We start from the raw sequence: 16,929 nt of genomic DNA, 5'->3' as shown, positions 1-16,929 counted from the left end.
AAGCGGTTAAGACACCGCCCTTTCACGGCGGTAACACGGGTTCGAATCCCGTACGGGTCACCACTTATACATAACGATTTTAAAATATGGAGGATTAGCTCAGCTGGGAGAGCACCTGCCTTACAAGCAGGGGGTCGGCGGTTCGAACCCGTCATCCTCCACCATTAATTTTATATCATATTCATATCATCGCGGGGTGGAGCAGTCTGGTAGCTCGTCGGGCTCATAACCCGAAGGTCGCAGGTTCAAATCCTGTCCCCGCAACCAATTTTATTTCATGATCAAAGTCGAGATTCCTTCTTGACCATGAAATATCAGTAGCGCCCATTGGGTGCAACCAATTTTATTTCATGAATGGACTCGTGGTGTAGTGGTTAACATGCCTGCCTGTCACGCAGGAGATCGCCGGTTCGACCCCGGTCGGGTCCGCCATTTTTATTTAAACGGTGGCTTTACAACACCAAGATTTTTTTCTTGGCTCGATAGCTCAGTCGGTAGAGCAGAGGACTGAAAATCCTCGTGTCGGCGGTTCGATTCCGTCTCGAGCCACCATTTTTTTTGCCGGTTTAGCTCAATTGGTAGAGCAACTGACTTGTAATCAGTAGGTTGGGGGTTCAAGTCCTCTAGCCGGCACCAGTTTTTTCTTCCTGAATTGGAACAAAAAACTTATTGAAAAACAGGGTGATTATGTTTTATAATAAAACCTGTCTTCATTCGTGGAGGGGTAGCGAAGTGGCTAAACGCGGCGGACTGTAAATCCGCTCCCTCCGGGTTCGGCGGTTCGAATCCGTCCCCCTCCACCATCTTTTATTCCTTATATAGGGGCATAGTTTAAAGGTAGAACGAAGGTCTCCAAAACCTTTGGTGTGGGTTCGATTCCTACTGCCCCTGCCAATTTTAATACTGTGGCGGTCGTGGCGAAGTGGTTAACGCATCGGATTGTGGTTCCGACATTCGGGGGTTCGATTCCCCTCGTCCGCCCCATTTAAATTTTGGGCTATAGCCAAGCGGTAAGGCATCGCACTTTGACTGCGACATGCGTTGGTTCGAATCCAGCTAGCCCAGCCATTTTTATTTTTATAACATAAGATGATTTTAACAACATATTATAAGTTAATTAAATGTTTGCGGAAGTAGTTCAGTGGTAGAATACAACCTTGCCAAGGTTGGGGTCGCGGGTTCGAATCCCGTCTTCCGCTCCATTTTTGTTTTCTGGCGGCATAGCCAAGTGGTAAGGCACGGGTCTGCAAAACCCTTATCCCCCGGTTCGAATCCGGGTGCCGCCTCCATAAATTCCAATTCAAAAAGATTCAAATGCCGGTGTGGCGGAATTGGCAGACGCGCACGACTCAAAATCGTGTTCCTTCTGGAGTGTCGGTTCGACCCCGACCACCGGTACCATTTTACTTAACTTAACATTTAAACTTAAGACTTCTCACCTTTGTGGGGAGTTTTTTTATTTGCTTTTAAACTTTATACTTCAATTAACGATGAATATATTCAAGTTACGAAAGGGTACTGATCAATGAGAGATTTCTTCAATAAAATGAAAAATGATCTAGGCATTATTTTAAATGATGTTCAAAAGAATGCTGTTATGAAGACAGAAGGACCCCTTCTATTACTTGCTTCACCTGGTTCTGGAAAAACAACCACAGTCATTATGAGAATCGGTTATTTAATTATGGAAAAAGGAATACATCCTTCTCGTATAAAGGCTGTTACGTTCAGTAAGGCGTCAGCCAATGATATGAAAGAGCGTTTCGCAAAATTTTATCCTGATCTCCCTTCTGTGGACTTTTCGACCATTCATAGCTTTGCTTTTGAGGTAGTCAGGAATCATTATAGAAATTTAGGAATCCCCTTTACAATTATAGAGGGTGATCACGATTTAGATGAGGGTTCGGCAGGAAACTTTCAATACAACAAAAAACTTATGCTGAGACATTTATTCAAGTCCGTTGTTGGGGAAAACGTAACCGAAGATCAAATGGAGGAGCTCACCACTTATATTAGTTACATAAAAAACAAGATGATACCTATCGAACGTTGGTCAGAAGTTTCTTGTGATGTTCCGAAGGCTGAAGAGATATTTAAACATTATGAGGAACTCAAACGTTCTGATTCACATCATGTATTGTTAGACTTTGATGATATGCTCACGATCGGAAATGATGTATTAGAAAAGAATGAGCAGGTGTTACGTCATTATCAAAACAGATATGACTATTTCTTAACCGATGAAAGTCAGGATACATCGCTTGTGCAGCATTCCATTATAGAAAAAATGGTTTCTACTCATCGAAATTTATGTGTTGTGGCCGATGATGACCAATCTATTTATAGCTGGAGAGGTGCTGAGCCTTCGTATTTACTTAAATTTAAGGAAAAGTACAGTGATGCATCTATTTTGTTTATGGAGCAAAATTATCGCTCATCTGAGGATATTGTTAACGTTGCTAATTCGTTTATTAAAAGAAATAAAAATAGATATGAAAAAAATATGTTCACTCAAAATCCTTCACAGCAACCGATTGAAGTAAAACAACTCGTTAATTTTAAAGAGCAATCCAAATACTTGGTACGTGAACTGAATGAAGTCGTTGATCTAAAGGAAATCGCTATTTTATATCGTAACAATTCGTCATCCATTGGATTGATGAATGATTTAGAACGAGCAGGAATTCCGTTTTATATGAAGGATGCTGATAATCGTTTCTTTTCACATTGGGTAGTTCAAGATATATTGAATTTTATGCGAATGGCCTTTACAGACAAGAGACCAGACATTTTAGAAAAAATTCATTTAAAGTTTAACGGCTATATTTCGAAGCAGCAGATGCAAGCACTCAAACAACTGAACAATAACGATTCTGTATTTGATAACCTGCTAAAACATGTGAAACTACAGGAGTATCAAGTAAAACTTCTAAAGGCTAGTAAAGAGACCTTTAAAGAAATGAAGGAGATGAAGCCTCTTCAAGCTATTCGTGTGATCAGAGATCGATTAGGATATGACAAAGCCATAGAAAAGATTAGTAAGAGCCTAGGTTTTCGAATGGATTATTTAGTGGGGATCTTAAACACACTCGAAGAAATTGCAACAGATCTTGAGAGCCTTGAGGATTTTGCTAAACGATTAAAGCATCTTGAATTCGTTCTGAAGACAGCAAAAAAGAAGAAGGGGCATGACGCGATAACACTTTCTACCTTTCATAGTGCGAAAGGGCTCGAATTTGAGAGGGTATATATGATTGATGTAGTGGACGGAATCATCCCATCTAAAGAAGATCGTACTGATCATCAAATGTTAGAAGAAGCAGCTCGTTTATTTTACGTAGGGATGACGCGTGCCAAGAAACAATTAACCCTAGTGACGTATCCTTATCGAGATGGGAAAAAAGTTGAAGAATCTGTGTTTGTAACGGATGTTAAAAATATATTAGATCCAACAAGAATGACGAAATCTGAACCTATAAAAAAGAATGTAAAAAAGATTAATGGAGTACCTTTTAATCCGAATAGCATCAAAAAGAAGGAAGAATTACAAGTTGGTCTAAGTGTTACTCACCGTGTATTTGGGACTGGAGAGATAACAGAGGTCAGTGAAGAATTTATTTCTCTAAAATTTCAGTCTAAGGAAAAGAAATTATTAATCAGTGCGTGTTTGGAAATGGGACTTTTAGAGCCTTTAGTTCACACGTGTTAACAGTTTTTTATCTAATCTTATATTATAACAGGACTTAATACCTCATTATTATTTAATATTTTACAATTTTCTGATAAATAAGAAGGATTTATTCCTATCTCTTCCGAATAATACATTCTAGTAGAAGTGAATACCTGTTCATTTTTACAGAATGTATTTTATATTAGGGGAGAACGGGGGTAAAGGGATGAACGCTTTTCGTTTGTTTGTGGCAGAAATGGCGAAGTTAGTAGGAAAAAAGGGTCTGCTGATCTCAGTCATTGCTGCGTTGCTCGTACCTGTCGTCTATGGTGGTATACTTCTATCACCAAAATGGGGGCCTTACGACAACTTGTCAAACTTGCCTGTTGCGGTAGTCAACAAGGACAAGGGGGCTTTATCGGACGATGAGCCGATCAATGTAGGAAAAGATCTTGTCGCAGATTTAAAGAAAGGAAAAGATCTCGGTTGGGAATTTGTAAGTGCTGAGGAAGCAAAAGAAGGCCTCGATAGTCTGAAATATTACATGGTTATTGAGATTCCAGAGGATTTTTCACAAAGGGTAACAACTGTTTTAAGTGATAATCCCGAGAAGCTTCAGCTTACGTATATTCAAAACGAAGGATTAAATTTCATGGCAGCACAAGTCACAAGAAGTGCGACTGAAAAGCTCAGAGAAAAACTGGGAGATAAAATTACGGAGAAGTATGCGAACAACATGTTCGCCAGTCTCGGTGATGTATCAGAAGGTTTTCAATCAGCTGCAGATGGATCTGCGAAATTAAATACGGGAATGACTGATCTACGAGATGGAACAAACACACTTTTGGAATCGCTTACAAATAAAGCGGCTGATATTTCAAAGCTTGCGAGTGGTGCAAAAGAACTTAAAAATGGTGTAGGACAAATGGCTAGTTCTTTGTCAGCCAAACAGCCGGATATTAGCAAACTGGCAAATGGTTCATCGCAACTAAGTGCTGGTATGAAGGAAATGCTTTCTTCTCTTCAATCTAGATCAGGTGATATTTCAAAGCTTGCGGCAGGTTCAGCTGCAGCTAATGAAGGAACAGGACTTTTATTACAAAATTTAAAAGATAAACAATCTGGAGTAAAAGACCTTGCAGCGGGTGCGAAACAACTTGGAGACAGCATACCGCAACTAAAAGCAGGAACAACGGGGATCTTAACAGGACTAAAAGGTGTTCAAAGTGCGATCAAGAATGAAATCGCTCCTGGAACACAGCAGATCTCGCAAGGCGTTGCTCAAGTAGCAGATGAATCTGCAAACCTAGGTAAGGGGCTGCAAGTGTTATCAAGTGATTTAAAGGCATATTTAGAGCAACACCCTGAACTATCCAAGGATCCTGCTTTTATGAAGATTTATGGTACGAGCCAAGCTATCACAACAGCTGCTACTGATCCAGCAAAAGCACAAAAGCTCCAGTCACTACAACAAGGAGCTGCAAAAATCGCAGGAGCTTTCACTGCAAATGCTGAACCTAATCCAAAGTCTGTCGCTGATGGGGTAAATCAGCTTGTAGCTGGCCAAACGTCAGTGGACAACGGTGTTGCGACATTAAGCCAAAAGGTACCTCTGCTTCAACAAGGGACCGCGTCGATTGAGAGTGGCTGGAACACGATGGTAGGTAAGGTAGGAGAGCTGCACGCAGGAACGTCGCAGATTGCTGCAGGAAACCAATCAGTGAACACGGGTTGGACATCTTTGACAAAAGGCGCATCCCAACTTAATGACGGTGCAACCCAAGTATCAGCAGGTAACTCTTCTGTTGAAAAAGGCTGGCGTGACCTAACTTCAGGCGCAACAAAGATTAATGATGGTATGTCACAGGTGAGTGATGGAAACGCAACAGTTGAAAAAGGCTGGGGTGACTTAACGGAAGGTGTAACCAAATTAAATGATGGTGCAGGGAAATTAAATGATGGAAGTAACGAGTTATCATCAGGTCTAAAAGATGGTGCAGAGAAAACAGGAGCGATTAAAGCGGCCAATGATAAGAATCTAAGCATGTTTTCTTCGCCTGTTGAGTTGAAGAGTGAAACCGTCAATAAATATCCACTCTATCGTGATTCAACAGCTCCTTATGTTCTTTCACTAGCTCTATTCGTTGGAATCTTAATCATGTCGATGTTCATCAACTTTAGGAAACCAGAAGAAGTTTCAGCATTCTCTTGGTTCGGTGCTAAATTCATGAACCTAGGTGCACTGGCTGTTGTACAGGCATTACTTCTTTCGACGGTTGTTCTGCTCGTCTTAAATGTGAAAACTGAAAATCCACTTGGATTTATAGGTTTTGCGGTTTTTGTAAGTTTAGTATTTACTGGAATCGTCTTATTTTTTGCATCGTTAGGGAACATCGGACGATTCATCGCGTTCGCATTAGTGATTTTACAGCTTTCAACGACAGGTGCTAACTTGCCGATCGATATGCTGCCAGAGAATTTGCGTGCGCTAAGTGAATTTTTGCCGTTCACGTATTCCATCGCGGGATTTAAGGCATTGATTTCATTGGGCAGTACGAGCTCTGCATTCTCCAATATGGGAATATTGTTCATCTATCTATTAAGTTTTAGTTTATTGTCGATCGCAGTCTATCTGTTTGCAAAGCCAAAAAGCGAACCGAAAAATCTAGATTTAGCGAGCTGATCAACATCAATGGGTTACAAAAAAAAGTTCCTGGCAACTTAAGCCGGGAACTTTTTTTTGAATCTTCTTCTTGTACACTGAATATGTAGGTGTAAAGGAGGTTATTTCTCTAATGTATAGAGACCGGCGTGCTACAGTATGTCTGATATTAATGACCATCTCCTTCGTTTCAATCCTCTTCATTTCTGCTGATATTTTTCACTATATGCACATGATTAATGGTCTGTTGATCAGGCTTTTTCAATCCGTTCGCTTGTTATTTGTCATGGTAATCCTTTTTCTCTTTTCTATCCTTGTATTATTTCGATATTTATAGATAGGATAATATCCCCCTTTTTAAGGGGTTTTTATTTTGGTGGAAAAAGCATATTGTTTTTTCAGGAAAATAAAATAGTTCAAAAGACGTACATATACCATCATAAGGGGGAGTTTTTATGAAGTGGGAGTTATCGATGTTTAAGAAAAAGTGGATTTACTTAAGCTTAATCGCGCTAGTATTAGTGGCGATTAGCGCTTTATCGGCACATGCAATAGGTTACAACAAAGCTTCAGTACTTCTTAAAGATAAAAAGGTTGTGGCAGAGGAAATTGATGGTGAGATTAACGAATGGAAGAAAGAGTTAGAAAGTATAGAAGAAAACGTTGAAGCGATGGAGGAAGAGGAAAGCAGTAAACAAGCTGAATTAGTTGGGCTTCAAATACAGGTTGATGAAGCTTCGGAAATGATCAACCAAAAAGATGCGATTCAAAAAGAAGTGGGTGAGTTAAGTACTCAAGTAAATGCAAAGAAAGATGAATTAAAAAAACTTAGCGGTGAGATCGCAAATAAACAAAATACGCTTGATACATTAAATAAAGGAATACTAATTAAGAAAAAAGAGCCGCGAACACTAGTGGCCGGCGTATTTATAGCGGGGAAAGATATTGCTCCAGGAAGATATAAGGTAGAGCCTGTGAACGGATTTGGAAATTACTTTGTAAACGGAGGCAGTAAAGTCAATATCATATTAGGAAGAGGGGATGACCTTTTCCTTCCTGAATACGTATTTGAATTGGATGAAGGTGACGAGATTGAAGCAACATTATCCGTAAAATATACGTTAGTAGAATAAAAGTTGAAGTTGGTAGCAAAATTTTAAAAAATGTTTCAAGAACTTGTCATAAATGTCCTACTTGCTGCTTATATATAGAACAAGTTAGTTGTAGGTTTTAATGCAGGGCTTCGTTGATCCAATGAAGCCCTGCATTTTTTTGTTTATTAATGGTGTGAATAAGGAATACGGCCGATTTGAGCAATAATACGGCGAGATTCAAAGATAATACAGCGAGATTTTCCATTAATACGGCGAGTTTTCATCGTATATCGGCGAGTCGATAAATTCCAACACGAATGGAATGTATCCAAAAGCACCAAAGATAATAAATTGAGCCCCTCACCGTAATACGTTTGTTACAGGATACTGATCTCAGCACTCCCACCATTCACTTGAGTAAACATCTTAGCCATAGATTCCAAGAGTTCTTGAGCTTCACCCTTATCCATAGATGGCTGCAGATACACGATATGCAGTGCATTCTTAACACTCTCATCTACCATCGTGCGCTTAGAGTCAACGATTGGGCTGCCAAAGGCACCAACCTCGTCTCTAGACAGCAATTTGCCTTCCATATTCATCTCACGTCCGTTTAATCCTTCATATGTATCTTCAGCGCTACCAAGATCAATCTCAACATCACCTTCAATCCCATCAAGGTTATAAAGACCGATCGGAATTGCAAATCGAATAGAGAAGAAGTTGTTTACATCGACCCCAGAATTGATCGGAGGTAGGTCCTTGCCGCTTAACACCCGTCGCAACAATGCTTCTGAAGCGGGACGATAGCGGGAAGGATCCATTCCAAGAGACTTGAACACTTTTCGATATTCCGCAACACCAGGGTAATCGGCAGCATTTTTTTCTTCAAGTCGCAGGGATTCTGTAAATAGCTGGAACCTACCTTTAATCATTTGCGGTGATTCGCTAATCGCGATATCATGGTATGTAATTGTGCCTATTTTAAAGTTTGGGACAAGTTCGTTTAGTTTAGGATTAATTGTGATCATTATGTAACCCCGTTTCTTATTTAAGTAATTGTAGTTTATCATAATTGTGGAAAATAAATGTAAAGGAGGGATATGCGTGACAAGTGCCCAGTTGAAGGAAGAGATCGTTGCATATAGTAAAGAAATCGGAATCGACAAAATTGGTTTTGCACATGCTGATGTATTTGCCGAGCTCAAAGAACGTCTCCGATTACAACAAGACCTTAACTATCAATCAGGATTCGAAGAAAGTGATATAGAAAAGCGTACAGAGCCCGACCGGCTTCTGTCCGGTGCTTCCAGTATCATTTCGATCGCTCTTGCATATCCCTCCAAGATGAAAGATGCTCCAAGAAGTGTTCGAGGAGAGCGCAGAGGAATTTTTTGCAGAGCATCATGGGGTAAAGACTACCACCATATATTAAGAGAAAAGCTCTCATTACTGGAAGCCTTTATTATAGAAAAAGTTCCAGGTGCCGCTGTGAAATCAATGGTAGACACAGGTGAACTATCGGATCGGGCTGTTGCTGAAAGAGCCGGGATCGGATGGAGTGCCAAGAATTGTGCGATCATGTCACCTGAGTTTGGTTCTTATATGTATCTCGGCGAAATGATTACAAACATTGCGTTTCCTGCAGACACACCAATGGAAGATCAGTGCGGTTCTTGCAACAAATGTGTCGATGCATGTCCGACTAATGCTCTTGTACAAGGAGGACAGCTTGATTCGTCAAAGTGTATCGCCTTTTTGACGCAAACGAAAGGATTTCTGCCTGATCAATATAGAGATAAGCTCGGTAACCGTTTATATGGGTGTGATACGTGTCAAACCGTATGCCCTGAAAATAAGGGGAAAGATTTTCATCATCATATGAATATGGAGCCTGATCCAGAGATTGTGAAACCTCTTTTAAAGCCGTTGTTGTCGATAAGCAATAGAGAGTTTAAAGAAAAATTCGGTTACATTTCAGGCAGTTGGAGAGGAAAGAAGCCTATTCAACGAAATGCGATTATTGCTTTAGCTCATTTTAAAGATGAGACAGCCATTCCTGATTTATTAATGTTACTCCATCATGACCCACGCCCCGTAATTAGAGGAACTGCGGCATGGGCCATTGGTAAGATTGGCGGAGAAAATGCGGAATTAGAACTATTAACTGCAAAAGAGAGTGAAAAAGACGATTTGGTCACGTTAGAGATTGAAAAGGGACTGAAAATGGTTCGAAATCAAGAAATTTCGTAATCGCATATGTTTGGAGTGTCCGATATAGTAAGGTCAAGTAATGAAAAGAAGGGATAATTATGTGTCAGATTAAAACGTTACTCTATTACGAAGAAATGGAAAGCGTAATCGGACCGTTAACAATCATTGCAACGGAGAACGGAATCTGCCGTCTCGATTTTGGTTCAATGGAGGATAACCTTCCAACTTTACGTTCATGGATGGCGAAACATTTTATTAAGGGAGAGCTTATACACTCTCCAGAACGATTGGACGATGCCGTTCAACAACTACACGCTTATTTTGCAGGGAACCTGCATGAATTTAGTGTGATCTATGATTTATTTGGTACCGCTTTTCAAAAAAAGGTATGGAACCAGCTTACGAGTATTCCTTATGGCCTAACTTGTTCATATAAGGAAGTGGCTCAAGGCATTGGTGCACCAAAGGCTGTTCGAGCTGTAGGCAGTGCGAACAACCAAAATCCCGTACCTGTTTTTATTCCATGTCACCGAGTGATTGGAAGTAATGGAGCACTTGTAGGCTATGGCGGGGGCTTAGATAAAAAAGAAATATTGCTATCGATCGAACAGAATAGCTGCAAGAAGACATCCTAGAGAGCCCTTAAAGGGTTCTTTTTTTTGATATCCCACTCATATGTTAGTAGAAGCAGGAGGGATGTCTGATGTGGATGGAAACACTTAAAGCTTATATCCAAAACCAATCTCAATGGATGATACATGCAGATGCAGACGGAAGAGGTTACTTTTTACGAGAAGAACAAGAGAGCTTCATTCGAAAAAAACAAATGTATACCGATAGAAATGCGTTTATCGTGAACAATCAAACGAACGGAAGCGTCTTACGAACGACTGAGTCTGAGGATAAAGTTCAGGTAGATTATCTGGTCCATTACAGCTTCTTGATCAAACATGGATTTGATTTCTATGTGGAAGAGATCTCTCAAGAGCGACGAGCTACGTTTCAAGATGGTGATATGAAGAGCGATGAACCTGTGAATGTGGAAGGAAACTATAGAGAGCTTCCGAAGATCGAGCGGGAGAACGAATCGATCGCACCGACGAAGGGTGGGTATGATCGGCTTGCTGCTGTACGCTATGCAGAAAGATGGTGGAATACGTTTAATCCTGCCTATAAATCTTTTGAGAATGATTGCACGAATTATATTTCTCAAAGTCTACATGCAGGTGGCATTCCGATGACTTCTCAATCGATTAAGTCGAAGGGGTGGTGGATGCGAAATAATTCTTGGAGCTATAGTTGGTCAGTAGCCAATGCGATGAGATGGTATTTATCCGGTTCTAAATCGACGCTTCAAGCACAAGAGAAATCAGCGGCGCATCTTCTTTTGCCGGGAGACGTGATCTGTTATGACTTTGATGGAGATGGCCATTATCAGCATACAACGATTGTGGTCGCAAAGGATCCTTCGGGAGAACCACTCGTAAATGCTCATACAACAAACAGTAGAATGAGATATTGGGGCTATGAAGATTCAACGGCGTACACGAAGCGCATTCAATATAAATTTTTTCATATTCTTTAAGAATAAGCTTGCCTTCAGAGAGTGATATTCCAAAAAAAGTGCTATAATAAGTACTTGTTGGAATATTGTTTTTGAGGTGAGCTTTTTGGCTATACATGTTGTTTTATTCGAACCGTTAATACCTGCGAACACAGGAAACATCGCACGAACCTGTGCAGGAACAGGTGCACATCTGCATCTCATTCATCCACTTGGATTTTCTTTAGAAGACAAATACTTAAAGCGTGCTGGCCTTGATTATTGGGAGCATGTAAAATTGTCACATCATGATTCCTTGGATGCTTTTTATAATGAATACCCAGACGGGGAGTTTTACTATATCACCAAATTCGGTGAACAGACGTACTCCAATTTTGATTACTCTGATTCGGAGAAAGATGTTTTCTTTGTTTTTGGAAAAGAAACGAAGGGACTTCCGCGTGAAGTGATTGATGCGAACATGGAGAGATGTCTGCGCATACCGATGAATGAACACATACGTTCATTGAACCTATCGAATACGGCTGCGATCTTAATCTATGAAGCATTGCGTCAACAGAGTTTTGGAGAGTTGAAATAAGCTGTTTTCGTACTGTAAGTGGTTGATTTCCGTTACAGGTGCTCGCTTTCCGCGGGGTAGGCGGCGAGCCACATTCGCAAGTTTCACTTATAAGTGTCTCACCTGCCCGACTGTCCCACAGGAGTCTCCCACCTTACACTCCAATCAACTTGTCAATGATGAACAAATACAATATCTTTGAGAGCATAAAAAAACGTCCTTATTGAAAAAGGACGTTTTTACTTCCATATGTATATGGATTAGTTTTTTCCAGGACGATCGTTATAGCCTGCTGTAAAGATGGCAGTCAGGAAGGCGAGCATCACGAGTAGGATGAGGATAAAATCCATTTGAACTCCTCCTTTGAAAGTAGTATTATTCTTTCCAGTATCTTTCCTCATTATAAATGAAAACGGTTTTCATGGGAATGTATTTCTGCTGAAATTTAACAATTCGAGGGGATTCGTGCAAGCATAAATGAAGAAAAACGTATATATGACAGGGTATCTTCCCTTGTTTTCTATCATTCTGTTCAGTTCGGGGTTTGCCATTTACTTTGAAAGACTCTTAATTGATAAACTTACATACTTTGGTGTATATCAGGGGATGCAAGAATTATTTGACGATCATGTGATTCATTTATCAATCGGTTTTTGTTTGTTTCTGCTGTTTTTTATGATGTTTGCAGCTCTTAAGCTGCTGTCTGACACGTTAACGCACCTTAGTCTGTTCTTTTTCTCAAAAGATACAGAGGGAAATCTGCTTCAGCAAGGAAAAGGCGGGAGCTGGTACTTTTTTGTTGGTGGCATGCTTGCAATCTCGCTGAACCATTCCGTGCTGCTGATAGGTATTGTGTTTATTGTTGCATCTCTTTTATACTTTTTTCAATTCTTATTGCGTATAAGCTACAGTTTATCAACCATAGGTATCATGGGAATGGTATTTCTGCACTTATTCTTTTGGACAGGTTTCGGCCTGCTTGTGGTCTATACGGTGATGCGTTTGTATAACGCGTTTGTGGCAGCTATTACTTAGAGATTTGTCTATAGACTCGCGGGAATATCATAAAAACTCGCAGAAATATTTCAATCATTTACAGAATTATCTCAAAATCTCGCGGGATTAATATGAAATCTCGCGAAATTATCCTAAATATTCGTATACAAGTACCAGCCAAAACCCCTGTCACTCTTGACGTGACAGGGTTTTTTCTCATTTTTGATAAGCTTTTTTCATAATATCACGCCAGATCATAACTTCCGGAGACGCGCTTTCAATAGAACGTAGACTGCTCGGTGTATCATGTCCGACCCAAACACCTGCAGTATAACGATCAGTCAGTCCGATAAACCAAAGATCGCGGGCATCGTTTGTCGTTCCAGTCTTTCCACCAATATAAGTTGATCCCGCGAACCGAGCATCCCTTGCCGTTCCTGAAATCGTTACTGCCGCAAGCATCTCGCGCATCACGCTATTTGTTTTCTCACTCCATACTGAAACGGGCTTCTCTTTCCAAGCATATAACAGCTTACCGTTTTTATCTTTTACAGAAGTTATCAACCTAGGTTTTACAAATGTTCCACTAGAACTAAATGCAGTATACGCACTGGTCAGTTCAAGAGGCGAAAAGCCTTTTGAGAATCCGCCGAGCGCACTTGCCAGCTGAAGATCTTCTCGCGTTACAGAAGAAAATCCGAAGGGCTGTAAATAAGAAAACGCCTTATTCACGCCTGTTTTACTTAGTACTCTAACAGCCGCGGTGTTAATGGAACTCGCCATCGCTTTTTTTAAGGAGACTGTACCGTAAGAAGCTCCTCCATAATTGTTAGGGCAATAGTTACCTTCACACATACGTGCTGCAGAAATGAGCGATTGTGATTTTGCACCGTACACATCAACATAAGGAGCATAGACGAGAAGTGGTTTTATTGTAGAACCCGGCTGTCTTCTCGCTTGATAAGCACGGTTAAATTCTTCTAAACCAACATTCTTTCCGCCAACTATAGAAACGATTTGTTTTGAAACATGATCAACAACAACGACAGATCCTTCTATGCCGTTATAGGGCAACCGGTGATTCACAGCACGCACTGCTTCTTTTTGCAACCGAGGATCTAATGAAGTTTCAACGACTACACCGCTCTTTAATAGCTGATCTCGCTTTACCAAAAGCTGTTTTGTTGTCAGCCCTTTATTAGCAGGAGCGAACGCTAGTAAACTCAAAAGTTCTTCTTTTACATAACTCACAATTTCAGGATAGGGAACGACAGGCTGTGAAACCTTTAAATGAATGTGTTGACTAAGTGATGCTTCATAAGTGGCTTCGTTGATGTATCCTTGCTCTTTCATCTTCAATAAAATCCACTTTTGCCGTTTCTTCGTGTTCTCAAAGTTAGTTAGAGGATCGTACAGCTTTGGATTGTTTGGTATAGCCGCCAGAAGTGCTGTTTCAGCTAACGAAAGCTCACCGACGGGCTTGCTGAAGTAATAACGGCTAGCTTGTTCAATTCCATACACACCATTTTGAAAATAGATCGAGTTGATGTATAGCTCTAAGATTCTTTCTTTTGATAACTGTTGCTCGATTCGATATGAGATTAGTAACTCTTTTAGTTTTCGGTCATATGTACGTTCATGTGTAAGAAATAGATTGCGTGACAACTGCTGTGTGATTGTACTGCCACCTTGTTGAACAGACCCTGCTGATGAATTTGTAATAAAAGCCCAGGCGATCGCTTTTCCATCGATTCCATGATGCTGTATGAATCCTTGGTCCTCTGTAGCGATAAAAGCTTGACGCACAGGTTCAGGTATTTTGTTGTAGTCTAGGTAAACACGGCTCTCATTATTTTTGAACTCATAAAGAAGATTACCGTTTTGATCAAGAAGGCGACTGTTTTCATCTAATCTCAAATTCTCCACTTGAGCAAGCGAAGAAATCGCTTTTTGAAAAGGAATATAGTTTTCATGTTCTGTTCTTAAGCCCATAAATGAAAAGAACACGATGCAGAGCATTAAGAGTACTGATATAAGGCCAAGCTTTTGATTCATAACGCTTTCTCCGTTTCAAAACATAAGGATAAACATATTTTACCATGATTGTGCGAATGGGAATTCCAACTTTTTTAAATAAAAATCGCTATTCAAACAGAATGATTACGGACATCCCCGCATAGAGTAGATTAACACTTGATGGAGCCAATACAATCAAGGAGGTACTCATGGATATTTTATCGAGAATCCAACTGCATCGTGAAGAAGAACAGCGTTTAGCCTGGGAAGGTACCTTCGCTGAATACCTTGATATTTTACGAGATCGGCCATTTGTTGCCCAGTCTGCGCATTCAAGAGTATACAACATGATCAAAGATGCTGGCATTTCAGAAAAAAATGGTCAAAAGGTGTATCATTTTTTCAGCGATCAGATTTTTGGATTAGAAGAATCAATCGAACGACTTGTTGAAGAGTATTTTCATCCTGCCGCTAAGCGCCTTGATGTTCGTAAACGTATCTTATTGTTGATGGGACCAGTATCCGGTGGTAAATCCACTTTAGTTACAATGCTCAAAAGAGGATTAGAGCAATACACAAAAACACCTGCGGGAGCGGTCTATGCGATTAAAGGCTGTCCGATGCATGAAGATCCGTTACATCTTATTCCACAGCACTTAAGAAAAGAGTTCTTCAATGATTATGGCATTCGAGTGGAGGGAAGTTTATCTCCACTTAATACGATGAGGCTTGAACACGAATATGACAGTCGTATTGAAGATGTTATGGTAGAGCGTGTCTTCTTCTCAGAAGATAAGCGAACAGGGATTGGTACGTTCAGTCCATCTGACCCTAAGTCACAAGATATCGCAGACTTAACGGGAAGTATCGACTTCTCCACGATAGCTGAGTACGGATCAGAATCAGATCCGCGTGCTTATCGCTTTGATGGAGAGCTGAATAAGGCGAACCGAGGAATGATGGAGTTTCAGGAAATGTTAAAGTGTGATGAGAAATTCTTATGGCATCTCCTTTCTCTTACGCAAGAAGGAAACTTTAAAGCGGGAAGATTTGCACTTATCTCAGCAGATGAATTAATTGTCGCGCATACGAACGAATCGGAGTACCGGTCTTTTATTGCGAATAAGAAAAACGAAGCCCTGCATTCAAGGATTATCGTGATGGGCGTTCCGTATAATTTAAAAGTTTCTGAGGAAGAAAAAATTTATGCGAAGATGATCTCAGAGAGTGATATGTCTCATGTTCATATTGCGCCGCACGCTTTAAGAGTGGCAGCAACATTCTCGGTACTAACACGATTAAAAGATTCAAAGAAACAAGGAATGGATCTGTTGAAGAAGATGCGGTTGTATGATGGAGAGATCGTAGAAGGTTTCAACCATGTTGACCTTGAGGAACTGAAGAAAGAGTTTGCTGATGAAGGGATGTCTGGTATTGATCCGCGTTATGTTATCAACCGAATATCGTCAGCGATCATCCGCAAAGAAACACCTTCAATTAACGCACTCGATGTTCTGCGTTCATTAAAAGACGGGCTTGATCATCATGCATCCATATCGAAGGAAGATAAAGAGAGGTTTATTAACTTTATCTCGGCGGCTCGTAAAGAGTACGATGATATTGCGAAGAAAGAAGTTCAGAAAGCGTTCGTTTACTCGTACGAAGAGTCTGCAAAAACGCTCATGGACAATTATCTCGATAATGTTGAGGCGTATTGTAATAAGAATAAACTACGTGATCCGCTTACTGGTGAAGAGATGAGTCCAGATGAGAAGTTGATGAGATCGATCGAAGAACAGATCGGAATCTCTGAGAATGCGAAAAAAGCGTTCCGTGAAGAAATTCTAATTAGAATCTCTGCTTATGCGAGAAAAGGAAAGAAATTTGACTATAATTCTCATGAGCGGTTAAGAGAAGCGATTCAAAAGAAATTATTCGCGGATCTTAAAGATGTTGTAAAGATCACAACATCATCCAAAACCCCTGATGAGTCACAACTGAAGAAGATTAATGAGGTTATCGCCCGTCTAGTGGATGAACACGGCTATAATACGACTAGTGCCAACGAACTACTAAGATATGTTGGCAGTTTATTGAACCGATAAATATGGCAACACACCCTGTACACGAGTTAAGTCTGTCAGGGTGTGTTTT

At 40.4% G+C, this 16,929-nt stretch carries 11 protein-coding genes and 12 tRNA genes; 21 read left to right on the top strand and 2 right to left on the bottom strand.

Translation table 11 applies throughout. From position 1 onward, the window contains the following. The first annotated feature begins 88 nt into the window (after nucleotides 1-88). The 15 genes from FS458_RS17575 (at nucleotide 89) to FS458_RS17505 (ending at nucleotide 7,465) form a co-directional block, all read left to right on the top strand. Nucleotides 89-164 (top strand) — tRNA-Val (locus FS458_RS17575). 26 nt (nucleotides 165-190) lie between these two features. Beyond that, a tRNA-Met gene (locus FS458_RS17570) sits at nucleotides 191-267 on the top strand. Between the two features lie 89 nt (nucleotides 268-356). Beyond that, a tRNA-Asp gene (locus FS458_RS17565) sits at nucleotides 357-432 on the top strand. Between the two features lie 44 nt (nucleotides 433-476). After that, nucleotides 477-552 (top strand) — tRNA-Phe (locus FS458_RS17560). An 8-nt stretch (nucleotides 553-560) separates the two neighbouring features. Further along, nucleotides 561-636, top strand: a tRNA-Thr gene (locus tag FS458_RS17555). 82 nt (nucleotides 637-718) lie between these two features. Next, a tRNA-Tyr gene (locus tag FS458_RS17550) sits at nucleotides 719-803 on the top strand. Between the two features lie 17 nt (nucleotides 804-820). After that, nucleotides 821-894: transfer RNA gene (locus tag FS458_RS17545), tRNA-Trp, on the top strand. A 14-nt stretch (nucleotides 895-908) separates the two neighbouring features. After that, nucleotides 909-984 (top strand) — tRNA-His (locus tag FS458_RS17540). A 9-nt stretch (nucleotides 985-993) separates the two neighbouring features. Beyond that, nucleotides 994-1,068 (top strand) — tRNA-Gln (locus tag FS458_RS17535). Between the two features lie 59 nt (nucleotides 1,069-1,127). Then, nucleotides 1,128-1,202, top strand: a tRNA-Gly gene (locus FS458_RS17530). 12 nt (nucleotides 1,203-1,214) lie between these two features. After that, nucleotides 1,215-1,289: transfer RNA gene (locus tag FS458_RS17525), tRNA-Cys, on the top strand. Between the two features lie 27 nt (nucleotides 1,290-1,316). Then, a tRNA-Leu gene (locus FS458_RS17520) sits at nucleotides 1,317-1,401 on the top strand. A gap of 124 nt (nucleotides 1,402-1,525) precedes the next feature. Then, on the top strand, nucleotides 1,526-3,709 hold the full coding sequence (locus FS458_RS17515) for an ATP-dependent helicase (protein WP_144703134.1): 2,184 nt from the start codon (nucleotides 1,526-1,528) through the stop codon (nucleotides 3,707-3,709). 187 nt (nucleotides 3,710-3,896) lie between these two features. Further along, nucleotides 3,897-6,353 (top strand): YhgE/Pip domain-containing protein, encoded by a 2,457-nt coding sequence (locus FS458_RS17510; protein WP_186320608.1) that lies wholly within the window; start codon nucleotides 3,897-3,899, stop codon nucleotides 6,351-6,353. 434 nt (nucleotides 6,354-6,787) lie between these two features. Then, the gene (locus tag FS458_RS17505) at nucleotides 6,788-7,465 is read left to right on the top strand and encodes a hypothetical protein (protein WP_144703128.1); all 678 of its coding nucleotides are present in this window, start codon (nucleotides 6,788-6,790) and stop codon (nucleotides 7,463-7,465) included. A gap of 338 nt (nucleotides 7,466-7,803) precedes the next feature. Here FS458_RS17505 and FS458_RS17500 read toward each other — a convergent pair whose 3' ends face one another. After that, entirely contained in the window at nucleotides 7,804-8,457 is a 654-nt protein-coding gene (locus FS458_RS17500) for a B3/B4 domain-containing protein (RefSeq protein ID WP_231607581.1), read from the bottom strand. A 76-nt stretch (nucleotides 8,458-8,533) separates the two neighbouring features. On the opposite strand from FS458_RS17500, the gene queG reads away from it, so the two are divergent. From queG to FS458_RS17475, 5 genes are all read left to right on the top strand, one after another. Beyond that, a complete protein-coding gene (gene queG / locus FS458_RS17495; RefSeq protein ID WP_144703125.1) occupies nucleotides 8,534-9,679 on the top strand; it encodes a tRNA epoxyqueuosine(34) reductase QueG in 1,146 nt (381 codons plus the stop codon). Nucleotides 9,680-9,738: 59 nt separating this feature from the next. Then, the gene (locus FS458_RS17490; protein ID WP_144703122.1) at nucleotides 9,739-10,275 is read left to right on the top strand and encodes a methylated-DNA--[protein]-cysteine S-methyltransferase; all 537 of its coding nucleotides are present in this window, start codon (nucleotides 9,739-9,741) and stop codon (nucleotides 10,273-10,275) included. A 68-nt stretch (nucleotides 10,276-10,343) separates the two neighbouring features. Further along, nucleotides 10,344-11,225, top strand: a complete 882-nt coding sequence (locus FS458_RS17485; protein ID WP_144703119.1) for an amidase domain-containing protein — start codon at nucleotides 10,344-10,346, stop codon at nucleotides 11,223-11,225. A gap of 85 nt (nucleotides 11,226-11,310) precedes the next feature. Beyond that, nucleotides 11,311-11,784 (top strand): tRNA (uridine(34)/cytosine(34)/5-carboxymethylaminomethyluridine(34)-2'-O)-methyltransferase TrmL, encoded by a 474-nt coding sequence (trmL, locus tag FS458_RS17480; protein WP_066391226.1) that lies wholly within the window; start codon nucleotides 11,311-11,313, stop codon nucleotides 11,782-11,784. A gap of 456 nt (nucleotides 11,785-12,240) precedes the next feature. Continuing rightward, nucleotides 12,241-12,798, top strand: coding sequence for a DUF5366 family protein (locus FS458_RS17475; protein WP_144703116.1), 558 nt, complete (start codon nucleotides 12,241-12,243; stop codon nucleotides 12,796-12,798). A 177-nt stretch (nucleotides 12,799-12,975) separates the two neighbouring features. Here FS458_RS17475 and FS458_RS17470 read toward each other — a convergent pair whose 3' ends face one another. After that, nucleotides 12,976-14,814, bottom strand: coding sequence for a transglycosylase domain-containing protein (locus tag FS458_RS17470; protein WP_144703113.1), 1,839 nt, complete (start codon nucleotides 14,812-14,814; stop codon nucleotides 12,976-12,978). A 170-nt stretch (nucleotides 14,815-14,984) separates the two neighbouring features. Here FS458_RS17470 and FS458_RS17465 point away from each other — a divergent pair, with 170 nt between their 5' ends. Continuing rightward, complete coding sequence (locus FS458_RS17465; protein ID WP_144703110.1) at nucleotides 14,985-16,880, top strand: PrkA family serine protein kinase; 1,896 nt, start codon at nucleotides 14,985-14,987, stop codon at nucleotides 16,878-16,880. The last annotated feature ends 49 nt before the right edge of the window (nucleotides 16,881-16,929 follow it).

Source organism: Fictibacillus phosphorivorans (assembly GCF_007673525.1).
In the GTDB taxonomy this organism is placed as follows: Bacteria; Bacillota; Bacilli; order Bacillales; family Fictibacillaceae; genus Fictibacillus; species Fictibacillus phosphorivorans_C.
The sequence above is the reverse complement of the archived record's forward strand: the minus strand, read 5'-3'. Positions and strand labels throughout refer to the sequence as shown.

Excerpts from the sequence above, each read along its gene's own strand:
- FS458_RS17515 (WP_144703134.1), top strand. The coding sequence starts at position 1,526 with ATGAGAGATTTCTTCAATAAAATGAAAAATGATCTAGGCATTATTTTA.
- FS458_RS17510 (WP_186320608.1), top strand. The coding sequence starts at position 3,897 with ATGAACGCTTTTCGTTTGTTTGTGGCAGAAATGGCGAAGTTAGTAGGA.
- FS458_RS17505 (WP_144703128.1), top strand. The coding sequence starts at position 6,788 with ATGAAGTGGGAGTTATCGATGTTTAAGAAAAAGTGGATTTACTTAAGC.
- FS458_RS17500 (WP_231607581.1), bottom strand. The coding sequence starts at position 8,457 with ATGATCACAATTAATCCTAAACTAAACGAACTTGTCCCAAACTTTAAA.
- FS458_RS17490 (WP_144703122.1), top strand. The coding sequence starts at position 9,739 with ATGTGTCAGATTAAAACGTTACTCTATTACGAAGAAATGGAAAGCGTA.
- FS458_RS17485 (WP_144703119.1), top strand. The coding sequence starts at position 10,344 with ATGTGGATGGAAACACTTAAAGCTTATATCCAAAACCAATCTCAATGG.
- FS458_RS17475 (WP_144703116.1), top strand. The coding sequence starts at position 12,241 with ATGAAGAAAAACGTATATATGACAGGGTATCTTCCCTTGTTTTCTATC.
- FS458_RS17470 (WP_144703113.1), bottom strand. The coding sequence starts at position 14,814 with ATGAATCAAAAGCTTGGCCTTATATCAGTACTCTTAATGCTCTGCATC.
- FS458_RS17465 (WP_144703110.1), top strand. The coding sequence starts at position 14,985 with ATGGATATTTTATCGAGAATCCAACTGCATCGTGAAGAAGAACAGCGT.